12 protein-coding genes, 1 rRNA gene and 1 riboswitch are annotated in these 14,389 nt (G+C 70.4%); of the genes, 12 read left to right on the forward strand and 1 reads right to left on the reverse strand.

What is annotated here, in order from left to right:
* The 11 genes from rrf to ACFC02_RS37830 form a co-directional block, all read left to right on the forward strand.
* Positions 1-95 (forward strand): 5S ribosomal RNA (rrf, locus tag ACFC02_RS37780); the annotation flags it as partial.
* 108 nt (positions 96-203) lie between these two features.
* Positions 204-812, forward strand: coding sequence for a CDP-alcohol phosphatidyltransferase family protein (locus tag ACFC02_RS37785; RefSeq protein ID WP_376366819.1), 609 nt, complete (start codon positions 204-206; stop codon positions 810-812).
* A gap of 116 nt (positions 813-928) precedes the next feature.
* Complete coding sequence (locus tag ACFC02_RS37790) at positions 929-3,424, forward strand: sugar phosphate nucleotidyltransferase (RefSeq protein WP_376366820.1); 2,496 nt, start codon at positions 929-931, stop codon at positions 3,422-3,424.
* A gap of 137 nt (positions 3,425-3,561) precedes the next feature.
* Positions 3,562-4,476, forward strand: coding sequence for a DUF881 domain-containing protein (locus tag ACFC02_RS37795; protein WP_376366821.1), 915 nt, complete (start codon positions 3,562-3,564; stop codon positions 4,474-4,476).
* Entirely contained in the window at positions 4,473-4,805 is a 333-nt protein-coding gene (locus tag ACFC02_RS37800; RefSeq protein ID WP_003988855.1) for a small basic family protein, read from the forward strand. The genes ACFC02_RS37795 and ACFC02_RS37800 overlap by 4 nt, the downstream gene beginning before the upstream one ends.
* 5 nt (positions 4,806-4,810) lie before the next feature.
* Entirely contained in the window at positions 4,811-5,647 is an 837-nt protein-coding gene (locus ACFC02_RS37805; protein WP_376366827.1) for a DUF881 domain-containing protein, read from the forward strand.
* 61 nt (positions 5,648-5,708) lie between these two features.
* Positions 5,709-6,662, forward strand: coding sequence for an FHA domain-containing protein (locus tag ACFC02_RS37810; RefSeq protein WP_360970099.1), 954 nt, complete (start codon positions 5,709-5,711; stop codon positions 6,660-6,662).
* Positions 6,663-6,700: 38 nt separating this feature from the next.
* Complete coding sequence (locus tag ACFC02_RS37815) at positions 6,701-7,438, forward strand: MerR family transcriptional regulator (protein WP_376366822.1); 738 nt, start codon at positions 6,701-6,703, stop codon at positions 7,436-7,438.
* A 166-nt stretch (positions 7,439-7,604) separates the two neighbouring features.
* A complete protein-coding gene (locus ACFC02_RS37820) occupies positions 7,605-8,078 on the forward strand; it encodes a bifunctional nuclease family protein (RefSeq protein WP_003988851.1) in 474 nt (157 codons plus the stop codon).
* Positions 8,079-8,275: 197 nt separating this feature from the next.
* A complete protein-coding gene (locus ACFC02_RS37825) occupies positions 8,276-8,920 on the forward strand; it encodes a MerR family transcriptional regulator (RefSeq protein WP_376366823.1) in 645 nt (214 codons plus the stop codon).
* A 139-nt stretch (positions 8,921-9,059) separates the two neighbouring features.
* A complete protein-coding gene (locus ACFC02_RS37830; protein WP_376366824.1) occupies positions 9,060-10,454 on the forward strand; it encodes a DNA polymerase IV in 1,395 nt (464 codons plus the stop codon).
* Positions 10,455-10,690: 236 nt separating this feature from the next.
* Here the strand turns inward: ACFC02_RS37830 and ACFC02_RS37835 are convergent, their stop codons facing one another.
* On the reverse strand, positions 10,691-11,068 hold the full coding sequence (locus ACFC02_RS37835) for a PRC-barrel domain-containing protein (RefSeq protein ID WP_376366825.1): 378 nt from the start codon (positions 11,066-11,068) through the stop codon (positions 10,691-10,693).
* 113 nt (positions 11,069-11,181) lie between these two features.
* Positions 11,182-11,276, forward strand: a riboswitch (glycine riboswitch).
* Between the two features lie 176 nt (positions 11,277-11,452).
* On the opposite strand from ACFC02_RS37835, the gene gcvP reads away from it, so the two are divergent.
* Positions 11,453-14,335: an aminomethyl-transferring glycine dehydrogenase gene (gene gcvP, locus ACFC02_RS37840; protein WP_376366826.1), complete on the forward strand. Its 2,883-nt coding sequence runs from the start codon at positions 11,453-11,455 to the stop codon at positions 14,333-14,335.
* Positions 14,336-14,389: the final 54 nt, after the last annotated feature.

Below are 14,389 nucleotides of genomic sequence, written 5' to 3' on the forward strand. Positions count from 1 at the left end.
AAACGCCCGGTTACATTCCGAACCCGGAAGCTAAGCCTTACAGCGCCGATGGTACTGCAGGGGGGACCCTGTGGGAGAGTAGGACACCGCCGAACTCCTTTTAGAGCTCTGGCTCTTGGGCATACAGCCCAAGGGCCAGAGCTTTTTTGCGTTGAGGTAAGGTCAGGGAGCATCGTAGGCACTTTTTCCCAGGAGGCCCCCGGGTGGAGGTCCAGGAGACCCGTGTCCAGACGGACCGGGTCCTCACCATCCCGAACATCCTCAGCATGGCGCGGCTCGTCGGCGTGCCGCTGTTCCTGTGGCTGATCCTCAGGCCCGAGTTCGGCGGTCCCAAGAGCGATGGCTGGGCCCTTCTGGTGCTGGCGCTGAGCGGCGTCAGCGACTACCTGGACGGCAAACTCGCCCGACGCTGGAACCAGATCAGCAACCTGGGCCGGCTTCTCGATCCCGCGGCCGACCGGCTCTACGTCCTGTCCACTCTCGTCGGACTCACCTGGCGCGAGATTCTGCCGGTCTGGCTGACCGCGGCTCTGCTCGCGCGAGAATTGATGTTGCTGGTGGCCGTCGCCGTCCTCAGGCGGCACGGCTACCCGCCGCCTCAGGTGAACTTCCTCGGGAAGGCAGCGACGTTCAACTTGATGTACGCCTTCCCGCTGCTTCTGCTCAGTGACGGAAGCGGCTGGATCTCGTCACTCGCTGCAATTTTCGGATGGGCGTTCGCCGGATGGGGTACAACCCTCTATTGGTGGGCAGGAGTCCTCTACGTGGTGCAAGTCCGCCGTCTGGTTCGTGCGGACGCCATGGCCGACTGAGCTCGCCCAATCAGGCAGTCGCGGTGGCTCCGATGGCCCGCTTCGGAAAAGTGCGGGACAATCAGGACGGGTGAAGTCGGCTAGATCGTCGTCTCTTGGAGGAGGACGCTTCCGACATGAAGGCCGTCGTGATGGCCGGAGGCGAAGGCACGCGCCTTCGCCCGATGACCTCGAGTATGCCCAAGCCGCTTCTGCCGGTGGCCAACCGGCCGATCATGGAGCACGTGCTGCGGCTACTCAAAAGGCATGGACTGAATGAGACCGTCGTCACAGTGCAGTTCCTGGCTTCGCTGGTCAAGAACTATTTCGGTGACGGCGAAGAGCTCGGCATGGAGCTCACCTATGCCAATGAGGAGAAGCCACTCGGTACCGCGGGAAGCGTCAAGAACGCCGAGGAGGCGTTGAAGGACGATGCCTTTCTGGTCATCTCCGGCGACGCGCTGACCGACTTCGACCTCACCGACCTGATCCGGTTCCACAAGGAGAAGGGCGCGATGGTGACCGTGTGTCTCACGCGCGTTCCCAACCCGCTGGAATTCGGTATCACCATCGTCGACGAAGAGGGAAAGGTCGAGCGCTTCCTCGAGAAGCCGACCTGGGGTCAGGTCTTCTCCGACACCGTGAACACGGGCATTTACGTGATGGAGCCCGAGGTCTTCGACTACGTCGAGGCCGACGTTCCGGTCGACTGGTCCGGCGATGTCTTCCCGCAGCTGATGAAGGAAGGCAAGCCGATCTACGGCTATGTCGCCGAGGGCTACTGGGAGGACGTCGGCACCCACGAGAGCTATGTGAAGGCCCAGGCCGACGTCCTGGAAGGCAAAGTGGACGTCGACATCGACGGCTTCGAGATCTCGCCGGGCGTCTGGGTCGCGGAGGGGGCCGAGGTGCACCCCGACGCGGTGCTGCGCGGGCCGCTGTACATCGGCGACTACGCCAAGGTGGAAGCCGGCGCCGAGATCCGCGAGCACACCGTCGTCGGCTCGAACGTCGTCGTGAAGAGCGGGGCGTTCCTGCACAAGGCCGTCGTGCACGACAACGTGTACATCGGGCAGCACAGCAACCTGCGCGGCTGCGTGGTCGGGAAGAACACCGACATCATGCGGGCGGCGCGCATCGAGGACGGCGCGGTCATCGGCGACGAGTGCCTGATCGGTGAGGAATCGATTGTTCAGGGCAACGTGCGGGTGTACCCGTTCAAGACCATCGAGGCGGGCGCCTTCGTCAACACCTCGGTGATCTGGGAGTCGCGGGGACAGGCGCACCTGTTCGGCGCCAGAGGTGTCTCCGGCATCCTGAACGTGGAGATCACCCCGGAACTCGCCGTACGGCTCGCGGGCGCCTACGCGACGACGTTGAAGAAGGGCTCCACGGTCACCACCGCGCGTGACCACTCCCGTGGCGCAAGGGCGCTGAAGCGGGCCGTCATCTCCGCGCTCCAGGCCAGCGCGATCGACGTTCGCGACCTGGAGAACGTACCGCTGCCCGTCGCCCGGCAGCAGACCGCGCGGGGCAGCGCCGGCGGCATCATGATCCGTACGACGCCAGGGGTGCCGGACTCGGTCGACATCATGTTCTTCGACGGTCAGGGAGCGGACCTGTCGCAGGGCAGCCAGCGGAAACTGGACCGGGTCTTCGCGCGACAGGAGTACCGGCGCGCGTTCCCGGGCGAGATCGGCGACCTGTACTTCCCCTCCAGCGTCTTCGACTCGTACACCGGTTCGCTGCTGCGTGACGTCGACACCACCGGTATCGCCGAGGCGGGCCTCAAGGTGGTCGTCGACGCCTCGAACGGCAGCGCCGGCCTGGTGCTGCCCAGCCTGCTCGGGAAGCTGGGGGTCGACTCACTGACGATCAACCCCGGGCTGGACGAGTCGCGGCCCACGGAGACCGAGGACATGCGCCGGTCGGGCCTGGTGCGACTCGGTGAGATCGTCGCGTCCTCCGGTGCCGCCTTCGGCGTGCGGTTCGACCCGGTGGGCGAGCGGCTGTCGCTGGTCGACGAGAAGGGCCGCATCATCGAGGACGACCGGTCCCTGCTGGTCATGCTCGACCTCATCGCGGCCGAACGGCGCAGTGGCCGGGTGGCGCTGCCGGTCACCACGACCCGGATCGCCGAGCAGGTCGCCGCCTACCACGGCACCCAGGTGGAGTGGACGACGACGTCGCCCGACGACCTCACGCGGGTCGGCGGCGAGGAGGGGACGATCTTCGGCGGTGACGGCAAGGGCGGGTTCATCGTCCCGGAGTTCAGCAGCGTCTATGACGGCACCGCCGCGTTCGTGCGGCTCATCGGGCTGGTGGCGCGGACCCAGCTCACGCTCAGCCAGATCGACGCGCGGATCCCGCGGGCGCACGTCCTCAAGCGGGACCTGGCGACTCCGTGGGCCGTCAAGGGCCTCGTGATGCGCCGTGTCGTCGAGGCGGCCGGCGAGCGGTTCGTGGACACCACCGACGGTGTGCGGGTCGTGGAGACCGACGGCCGCTGGGTCATGGTGCTGCCCGACCCGGCGGAGGCGGTCACCCACCTGTGGGCGGAGGGCCCCGACGACGCCTCCGCGCAGGCCCTGCTCGACGAGTGGTCGGCTGTCGTCGACAGCGCCGGACGGTAGGACCCGGACCGGGCCGGCCGAGGCCGGTGCCGGCCCGGAAACGGACGACCCACCCGCGTGCCGGACGAGCGCCCCCGAGGGAGCCTGTCCGGCACGCGGGTGGGGCCGTTCGGAGGTAGCGCCCGCGGCGTGCGACGATGTGCGGCATGCCGCAGCAACCCCCCGTTCGGAGCACACCTTCGCGGCCCTCCCGTCCCGACGCCTCCATGTCGTTGATCACCAACGTCATGGACCACAGCCTCGACGACGGTTACGCAGAGGCGGCCGCGCGGAGGAGGTCCGCCGGTGAGAGGGGCCTGCCGAAGACGCTGCGGGCACGCCTCGGGCTGGCGGCCGGCCTGGTGCTGGCGGCTCTCGTGGTGACCGTGGGAGCGGCCCAGGCACGCGTGGCGGCCCCCGTCGTCGCCAAGGAGCGCCAGGAGCTGATCGATCGCATCGACCGCGAGACGGCGGCGGCGGACAAGCTGGAGAGCAGCGTCGACGAACTGCGGGACGACGTGGACGCGCGGCAGCGCCAGGCGCTCAGCCGCAGCGGTGGCAACCCGCAGGCCGACCTGGCGGGGATCCTGGCCGGTGCCACGGAAGTGCACGGCCCCGGGGTGAAACTCGTCGTGAACGACGCGAAGGAAGCCGGTACGGGGGGCAACGGCGACCCGCGCGAGGCGTCGGGGTTCTCCGACACCGGGCGGGTCCGCGACCGCGACATGCAGCGCGTCGTCAACGGTCTGTGGCAGTCAGGGGCAGAGGCCGTCTCCGTCAACGGGCAGCGGCTGACCACCCTGTCCGCGATCAGGGCGGCGGGTGACGCCATACTGGTCGACAACAGGCCGCTGGTGCCGCCGTACACGGTGCTCGCGGTGGGGGACGGGCAGCGGCTGAGCAGCCGGTTCCAGAACAGTCCGGACGGGCTCTACCTGAACGCCCTGCAGGACAACTACGGCATCCGGACCGCCATCTCCGTGGAGAGCGACCTCCGGCTGCCCGCGGCACCGAGCGTGATCGTGCGGACCGCACAGCCGACCAGTGAGAAGACGGAGAAGGGCACATCGTGATCGCCGTACTGGGCCTCGTCGTGGGAGTCGTGGCCGGCCTGTTGGTCCGGCCCGAGGTTCCGGCGGTCGTCGAGCCGTATCTGCCCATCGCCGTCGTGGCGGCCCTGGACGCCGTCTTCGGCGGGCTGCGGGCCATGCTGGACGGCATCTTCGACGACAAGGTCTTCGTGGTGTCGTTCCTGTCGAACGTGGTCGTCGCCGCGCTGATCGTGTTCCTGGGCGACAAGTTGGGTGTGGGCGCCCAGCTGTCCACGGGGGTGGTCGTCGTCCTCGGCATCCGGATCTTCTCCAACGCCGCGGCGATCCGACGGCACGTGTTCCGGGCGTGAGCGCGATGACCGACCGGGACGAACGGCCGGAGCACAGGCTCCGCAAGGAACTGCCCGCGGAGGTGCCCGCGCAGGGCCTCGACGGCGAGGACCGGGCCGGGCAGCCGTCGGAGCCCGCGCCGACCGGCCGCCAGCGGCTGGTGAAGGGACTGTGGCCGCCGCGGTTCACCCGGGCCCAACTCGTCGTGGCGCTGCTGCTGTTCGGCCTCGGTTTCGGCCTGGCTGTCCAGGTGGCCTCCAACAGCGACAGCGGCAACGCGCTGCGCGGCGCCCGGCAAGAAGATCTTGTCCGCATCCTCGATGAACTGGATGACCGCACTCAGCGTCTTGAGGACGAGAAGCAGGGTCTCGAGAAGCAGCGTCAGGAGCTGGAGAACAGCTCCGACCAGGCAGAGGAGGCCCGCAAGCAGACGGTCGAGAAGGAGCGGCAACTCGGCATCCTGGCGGGCACGGTGGCCGCGCAGGGGCCCGGCATCACGATGACGATCGAGGACACGAAGGGGACGGTCCAGGCGGACATGCTGCTCGACGCGGTGCAGGAGCTGCGCGCGGCCGGTGCGGAGGCCATCGAGGTCAACGGCGTGCGCGTGGTCGCGAGCACCTATCTGACGGACGCCGGCAAGCGCGTCGAGGTCGACGGGAACAAGATCGCCGCGCCGTATCGTTTCAAGGTCATCGGCAAGCCGCAGGATCTGGAGCCGGCGCTGAACATCCCCGGAGGCGTGGTGCAGACCCTGGAGAAGGAGCAGGCCACCGTGTCCGTCGAGCGTTCGGACAAGATCGTCGTGGACGCCTTGCGAGCGGCGAAGCTGCCTGACTACGCTCGGTCGTCCTCCCGGTGAACCGGGGGTGCATGGCCGTCGTCCGGCAGGGGCATGAGGTTGCGGGGGGTCGGCGCACCGATTGGGTGGTGCGTGGTGGAAACTGTCTGGTGGATACGGACGTTGTGAGGATGTCCGGGTCGACCGGTGTACGCAGTCAGGGTTCGTCCTGCCCCACGGGCGGGTCTGTTTCGGTCAAGGGGAATCGCCCGTGAAGTTGTTTGCGAAGTTGTTCGGCAAGAGCGCGCGAGAGAGCGGCGACAACGCGACCGCTCGCCATCGCGCACAGCCAGGCGCCGAGGGTCAGCGCCCGCTGTTCAGGGACCAGGTCGCCGGTCAGGGCGGTGACTTTTCCGGTGGTCAGGGCGCGCCGTCGGTTGACCCTGCCCAGGCAGGCGGCATAGGTTTCGGCCAACCGTCAACCTCAGGTACGGGTGGAGGGTTTGCCGCCGACCCGTACGCGTCCCATTCCCCGGCGGGGCAGCCGCGGCAGGAGGATCGGTCCATGTCGGCCCTGGTGTGTACGAGGTGCGGTCACCGCAATGCGGACAGCAGCCGCTTCTGTTCCAACTGCGGTGCGCCGCTGAGGCCCGGAGCGGTGCCGGAGCGCGCGGCGGAGACGACGTCCACGATCTCCATCTCCGGCCTGGAGGCCTACGACGCGGAGGCCACCGGCCAGACGCCGATGCTGTCTCCCGAGGCGCAGGCGGCCGTCGACGCGCTCCCGCTCGGCTCGGCCCTGCTGGTGGTGCGCCGGGGGCCGAACTCCGGCAGCCGTTTCCTGCTGGACGGTGAGCTGACCACGGCCGGACGTCATCCGCAGAGTGACATCTTCCTGGACGACGTGACGGTCTCGCGACGCCACGTGGAGTTCCGCCGCAGCCCGGACGGCTCGTTCACGGTGGCCGACGTCGGCAGCCTGAACGGTACGTACGTCAATCGGGAGCGGATCGACGAGGTCGCGCTGGCCAACGGTGACGAGGTGCAGATCGGCAAGTACCGGCTGGTCTTCTACTCGAGCCGACAGGGTTACTGACCTCCCCGGACTCGGTCCGGGGAACCCAGGGAAGGTCCATGCTTCAATCACCGAGCGGCGGTGCCGGGCACGGTACCGCCGCCGCGGACAGTGGGCTGATGAGCATCGGCGCGGTGCTGAACGCGCTGCGCGACGAGTTCCCCGAGGTCACCATTTCCAAGATCCGGTTCCTGGAGTCGGAGGGGCTGGTCGAGCCGCGGCGCACTCCTTCGGGGTACCGCAAGTTCAGCGCGGACGACGTCGAGCGCCTCGCCCGCGTCCTGAGGATGCAGCGGGACCACTACCTGCCGCTGAAAGTGATCCGCGAGTACCTGGACGCGGTGGAGCGGGGCGAGGCCGTCCAGCCGCCGGTGCTCGGCCGGCAGCGTGGCGGCGAGACGGTCCCGAAGCAGGCCGAGGCGCCGGTGGCGGCCCGGATCGGGCGGACCGGACTGCTGGCCGCCGCACAGATCGAGGACGCGGAACTCCAGGAGTGGGAGTCCTACGGGCTCGTCACCGCCCTGGAGGACGGCAGCTACGACGCGGAGACGGTCACCGTGGCCTCTCTCATCCGTGAGCTGGGACGTTTCGGCATCGAGCCGCGTCACCTGCGGGTGATGAAGGCCGCCGCGGACCGGGAGGCCGGTCTGGTCGACCAGGTGGTGGCCCCGCTCAGGCGGCACCGCAACCCGCAGACCAGGGTGCACGCGGAGGACCGTACGAAGGAGCTGGCCGCGCTCACGGTCAGCCTGCACTCCGCGCTGGTGCAGACGGCGCTCGGGGTACGGCTGCCCTGAGCGCCGGGGTGGCTGCCCGGGCTTCGGTCGTGGGGTGCCGGGCTTCGGCGCGGCGGTGCCGGGGGAGGCCGCCCGAGGAAGGTCCGGAGCTCGTCCGGCGGCCGGATCGCCCTCCCGATTCCGGCCCGACTACCCAAACATCCCGGGCACGGCCTAGGGTTGCTGTGTGAACGAGCTCGATGTCGTAGGTGTCCGGGTCGAAATGCCCTCCAACCAACCGATCGTGCTCCTGCGTGAAGTGGGAGGCGACCGCTACCTCCCCATCTGGATCGGACCCGGGGAGGCGACGGCGATCGCCTTCGCCCAGCAGGGCATGGCCCCCGCGCGACCGCTGACGCACGACCTGTTCAAGGACGTGCTGGAAGCCGTTGGCCAGGAGCTGACGGAAGTGCGCATCACGGACCTGCGGGAGGGTGTCTTCTACGCCGAGCTCGTCTTCGCCAGCGGGGTGGAGGTGAGTGCCCGTCCGTCGGACGCCATAGCGCTCGCGCTGCGCACCGGCACGCCGATCTACGGCAGCGACACGGTGCTTGACGACGCCGGCATCGCGATCCCGGACGAGCAGGAGGACGAGGTGGAGAAGTTCCGCGAGTTCCTCGACCAGATCTCGCCCGAGGACTTCGGCAGCAGCAGCCAGTGAAACGTCCACATATGCCACCGGCCTCGGAGAGCGGCCTCCAGCCCCCCGCGAGACCATTCGGCTAGCCTTTCCCCGCGGTGGGGCACGGGAAACCACTCTTAGGGTGATTATCACTCGGCGTGCCGAGTGTGGCGATCGTTGACGCACCCCTGGTGACTGCCTACCGTCGAGGAGGCAGGTCAAGGACGGAGGTCGGCGTGAGAAGCAGCGGCGACGGTACGGCTGGGGGTGCCCCCGGACGCGAGGTCGGGGGGAACGGCCCGTACCCGCTTCACGGCAGCGCGGCCGACCAGGCTCCGCAACGGCCGACGGCCGTGCCCAGCGGCGGAGGGGCGGCGTCCATGGCGACCGAGCAGATCGGCTACCGGGGCCCGACGGCCTGCGCGGCGGCCGGAATCACCTATCGGCAGCTGGACTACTGGGCCCGCACCGGCCTGGTCGAACCGAGCGTGCGGCCCGCGCACGGGTCCGGCACCCAGCGGCTGTACAGCTTCCGGGACGTGGTCGTCCTGAAGATCGTCAAACGGTTCCTGGACACCGGTGTGTCGTTGCAGAACATCCGTACCGCCGTGCAGCACCTGCGTCGGCAGGGCTTCAGCGACCTGGAGCGCATGACGCTGATGAGCGACGGCGCGACGGTCTACGAGTGCGCCTCCCCCGACGAGGTGCACGCCCTGCTCCAGAGCGGCCAGGGCATCTTCGGCATCGCCGTCGGCGTGGTGTGGCGCGATGTGGAGAGTGCGCTGTCCCAGCTGCACGGCGAGCGGGTCGACACCGGCGAGACCCTGGTCGGCCAGAACCCCGGCGACGAGCTGGCCCGGCGCCGCAACCGAGCCGTCTGAGCCCTCCGAACGGCGGGCGTGGGCGGGTCGTCGGCCGAGGACCCCGGCCGTCCTGCCGGCGGTCGGCCGGGCCGGGTCGCGAAGCCGGGCCGTGCCCCGCGAGGGGGCATTGTCAGTGCCGTGGTGCAGCATCGGAGATGTGAGAACCGCGCCCACGATCCTGCATCTCGACATGGATGCCTTCTTCGCCCAGGCGGAGCAGGCATCCAAGCCGAGCCTGCGGGGGAAGGCCGTCGTCGTCGGAGGACTCGGACCGCGCGGCGTGGTCGCCACCGCTTCGTACGAGGCCCGGGTCTTCGGCGTCCACTCCGCGATGCCGATGGCCCAGGCACGCCGGCTGGCGCCGAACGCCGCGTACCTGGTGCCCCGCTTCGGCTTCTACCGGGCCATCAGCGAACAGGTGATGCAGCTGCTGCGGGAGCTGTCCCCGCTCGTGGAGCCGCTCAGCCTGGACGAGGCGTTCGTGGACCTGGAGGCCGGGGGAGCGGCCTGGGACGAGGCCTCCGCCCGCCTGGCCGGGGCCGAGCTGCGGGCCGGTATCCGGGCCGTGACGGGGCTGACCGGCTCGGTGGGGCTGGCCGCCTCCAAGATGCTCGCCAAGATCGCCTCGGAGCGGGCCAAGCCCGACGGGCTGGTGCTCATCGAGCCCGGCACGGAGCGGGACCTCCTCGGCCCGCTCTCGGTGCGCACCCTGCCGGGCGTCGGACCGGCCACGGGGGACCATCTGCGGCGGGCCGGGATCCACACCGTCGACGAACTCGCCGAGGCGGGCGAGGACGAACTCGTCCGGCTCCTGGGCAAGGCGCACGGGCACGCGCTGCACGCCATGGCGCTGGCCCACGACGAGCGGCCCGTCGTCGCCGAGCGGGAGGCCAAGTCGGTGTCGGTCGAGGACACGTACGACATCGACATCCACGACCGGCTGCGGGTGGGGCTGGAGGTCCAGCGGCTCGCCGACCGCTGCGTGCGGCGGCTGCGCGGCTCGGGGCTCTCGGGCCGCACCATCGTGCTGAAGGTGCGGCGCTACGACTTCTCCACCCTGACCCGGTCCGAGACGCTGCGCGGGCCCACCGACGATCCCGCGGTGGTCCGGGAGGCGGCGGCCCGGCTGCTGGACTCCGTGGACACCACCGGCGGGGTGCGGCTGCTCGGCGTGGGCGTGTCGGGGCTCGCCGACTACACGCAGGAGGACCTGTTCGCCCAGGCGGCCGGTGCGGGGGCGGAGAGCCCCGCGGAGGAGCGCGTGGACGAACCGGCCCAGGTGCAGGCTGCCGGGCCCGCCGAGCGGCACTGGTCCGCGGGGCACGACGTGCGGCACGCCGAACACGGGCACGGGTGGGTGCAGGGCAGCGGTGTCGGCAGGGTCACGGTCAGGTTCGAGACACCCGGCTCGGAGCCCGGCCGGGTGCGGACCTTCCGTGTCGATGACCCGGCGCTGCAACCGGCGGATCCGTTGCCGCTGGTGCGGCGAAGACCGGCGGATCCGGCCGGTACGCCCGCGGCGGTGGGCGGGGAGACCGGCGGCCGGGGCTGAGAGGTCGGGGCTGAGGGACGACGCGGCAGCGTGCTCAGAGCCGGAAGGTGCTTCTGGGACAGCCTGCTTCTTGAGGGGACCGTGTTTCGCGTGTGGGGGCGGGTGAGTTCTCCTGGCGGAAGGCGTGCGGTTCGCGGCGGAGGGTTCCGGGGCGGCGGCGGTCGGTGCGGCGCGGTGCCGGTGTGGGTGAGTCGGCGGGTGGACCGTGCCGCGCCCGGCCGGGGCCGGGGGATCCTTCAGGCCTCCTCCGAGCCGGAGCCGGCCAGCTTGCCGAAGTCGCGGTCGGGGAGTGCGGCGGGAGGTGTGAGGTCGAGGCCGTAGTGGTGGTAGAGCTGGATTTCCTGCTCGGGGGAGAGGTGGCGGCCGACGCCGAAGTCGGGCGCCTCCTTGATCAGGGAGCGGTCGAAGGGGATGTGGAGGGCGCCCTCGACCAGTTCGCTGGGCTCCAGGGGCACGAAGGCGTCCCGGGAGAACAGTCCGGTCCGTATGGCCGCCCACTCGGGCACGCCGGTGGCGTCGTCGAGGTAGACCTCGTCCACCGTGCCGATCTTGTTGCCGTTGCGGTCGAACGCCTTGCGGCCGATCAGATTGCGCGGATCGATCTCGGTCAGCACGGTCCCTCCACATGGTCGCACCTCATCCGTAAGCACTACGAAAGAGCACATTCGGCCGGGCGGCCACTCGAAGGCTCCGGCTCTCGGCCCGCTGGTACCCTGGCAGCGGCTGCTGACCCCGTGCGGGAGAGTCCTCCGGCATCACCGGAGGCGCCGAAGGAGCAAATCCTCCCCGGAATCTCTCAGGCCCACGTACCGCACGGACGAGGTCACTCTGGAAAGCAGAGCGGGTGTCGACGGCTTCCGCTCTCACCGACGGTGAAAGCCGGTCGCCTGCCGGCGGCCCGGTGAAGCTCTCAGGTTGAGATGACAGAGGGGGAGGCCGTCGGGACACCCGCGCCGTGGTGTCCCTCGAAGGTCGCGTCAGACCAGGAGGCCTCCGCAATGACCGCCCAGCGCATTCCGCTCTCCGAGCTCGAACAGGGCATCCCCTTCGAACAGCGCCACATCGGGCCCGACCTCGAGGCGCGCGCCAAGATGCTCGCGCAGGTCGGCTACGGCTCGCTCGACGAACTCACCGCCGCCGCCGTGCCGGACGTCATCAAGAACGCCGACACCCTGGACCTGCCCGGCGCCCGCACCGAGGCCGAGGTGCTGGCCGAGCTGCGTTCCCTCGCCGACCGCAACCAGGTGCTCGGTTCGATGATCGGGCTCGGCTACTACGGGACGTTCACCCCGCCCGTCATCCTGCGCAACGTCATGGAGAACCCTGCCTGGTACACGGCGTACACCCCGTACCAGCCCGAGATCTCGCAGGGCCGGCTCGAAGCGCTGCTGAACTTCCAGACCGTCGTCGCCGACCTCACCGGCCTGCCGACCTCCGGCGCCTCCCTGCTCGACGAGGGCACGGCCGCCGCCGAGGCGCTGGCCCTGTCACGGCGCATGGGCAAGAACAAGAAGGGCCTGTTCCTCGTCGACGCGGACACGCTGCCGCAGACGATCGCCGTCATCCGGACCCGGGCCGAGCCGACCGGGGTCGAGGTCGTCGTCGCAGACCTCAGCGACGGCATCCCCGCCCACGTCGCCGAGCGCGAGATCAACGGCGTGCTCCTGCAGTACCCGGGCGCCTCCGGTGCCGTACGCGACCTCAGGCCCGTCATCGACCAGGCGCACGAGCTGGGCGCCCTGGTCACCGTCGCCGCCGACCTGCTCGCCCTCACGCTGCTCACCTCTCCCGGCGAGCTGGGCGCGGACATCGCCGTCGGCACCACCCAGCGCTTCGGTGTCCCGATGGGCTTCGGCGGGCCGCACGCCGGCTACATGGCGGTGCGCGAGCAGTTCGCCCGCAGCCTGCCCGGCCGCCTGGTCGGCGTCTCCGTCGACGCCGACGGCAACAAGGCCTACCGCCTGGCCCTGCAGACCCGCGAGCAGCACATCCGCCGCGAGAAGGCCACCAGCAACATCTGCACCGCGCAGGTGCTGCTCGCCGTCATGGCCGGCATGTACGCCGTCTACCACGGTCCCGACGGCCTGAAGGACATCGCGCGGCGCACCCACCGCTACGCCGCCGTGCTGGCCGAGGGCCTGAAGGCGGGCGGGGCGCGCATCGTCCACGACTCCTACTTCGACACGCTCACCGTCAAGGCCGAGGGCCGCGCCGCCGGCATCGTGGCCGCCGCCCGCGAGGCCGGGGTGAACCTGCGCCTGGTCGACGCCGACCACGTCTCGATCGCCTGCGACGAGACCACCACGCGGGCCCAGCTGCACGCCGTGTGGTCCGCGTTCGGCACCGCGGGCGACATCGACGCGCTGGACGCCGCCGCTCAGGTGCTGCCCGAGTCCCGGCTGCGCACCGACGCCTACCTCACCCACCCCGTCTTCCACCAGCACCGCTCCGAGACGGCGATGCTGCGGTACCTGCGCAGGCTCTCCGACCGCGACTACGCGCTCGACCGGGGCATGATCCCGCTGGGCTCGTGCACCATGAAGCTCAACGCGACCACGGAGATGGAGCCGGTCACCTGGCCCGAGTTCGGGCAGCTGCACCCCTTCGCGCCCGCCGAGCAGGCGCAGGGCTACCTCACCCTCATCCGCGAGCTGGAGGACCGGCTCGCCGAGGTCACCGGCTACGACAAGGTCTCCCTCCAGCCGAACGCCGGCTCGCAGGGCGAGCTGGCCGGTCTGCTCGCGGTCCGCGGCTACCACCGGGCCAACGGCGACGAGCAGCGCACCGTCTGCCTCATCCCGTCCTCCGCGCACGGCACCAACGCCGCCAGCGCCGTGATGGCCGGGATGAAGGTCGTCGTCGTGAAGACCGCCGAGGACGGCGAGGTCGACGTCGAGGACCTGCGCGCGAAGATCGAGCGGCACCGCGACCAGCTCGCCGTGCTGATGATCACCTACCCCTCCACGCACGGCGTGTTCGAGGAGCACGTCGCCGACATCTGCGGCCGGGTCCACGAGGCCGGCGGCCAGGTGTACGTCGACGGCGCCAACCTCAACGCCCTGGTGGGCCTGGCCAAGCCCGGCCACTTCGGCGGCGACGTCTCCCACCTGAACCTGCACAAGACGTTCTGCATCCCGCACGGCGGCGGCGGTCCCGGCGTCGGCCCGGTCGCCGTGCGCGCGCACCTCGCGCCGTACCTGCCCAACCACCCGCTGCAGCCCGAGGCCGGTCCCGCCACCGGCGTCGGCCCGGTCTCGGCGGCGCCGTGGGGCTCGGCGGGCATCCTGCCGATCTCCTGGGCGTACGTCAGGCTCATGGGCGGCGAGGGCCTCAAGCGGGCCACGCAGGTGGCCGTGCTGTCCGCCAACTACATCGCCAAGCGCCTGGAGCCGCACTTCCCGGTCCTGTACACCGGACCCGGCGGTCTGGTCGCGCACGAGTGCATCATCGACCTGCGCCCGCTGACCAAGGCGACCGGCGTGAGCGTGGACGACGTCGCCAAGCGGCTGATCGACTACGGCTTCCACGCGCCGACGATGTCGTTCCCGGTGGCCGGGACGCTGATGATCGAGCCGACCGAGTCCGAGGACCTGGCCGAGCTGGACCGCTTCTGCGACACGATGATCGCGATCCGCGCCGAGATCGACAAGGTCGGCTCAGGGGCGTGGCCCGCCGACGACAACCCGCTGCGGGGCGCCCCGCACACCGCCGCCGCGCTCGGCGGGGAGTGGGAGCACGCCTACAGCCGTGAGGAGGCCGTCTTCCCGGCCGGTGTCTCGACGGTCGACAAGTACTGGCCGCCGGTGCGCCGGATCGACCAGGCCTTCGGCGACCGGAACCTGGTCTGCTCCTGCCCGCCGCTGGACGCCTACGAGGACTGAGCGGCGCTGGACGCACGCACCGCGGCCGCAGGGCCCCGCCCCGGCGCTCCCGTG

Origin of the sequence: Streptomyces sp. NPDC056160 (genome assembly GCF_042268205.1) — a bacterium.
GTDB lineage: Bacteria > Actinomycetota > Actinomycetes > Streptomycetales > Streptomycetaceae > Streptomyces.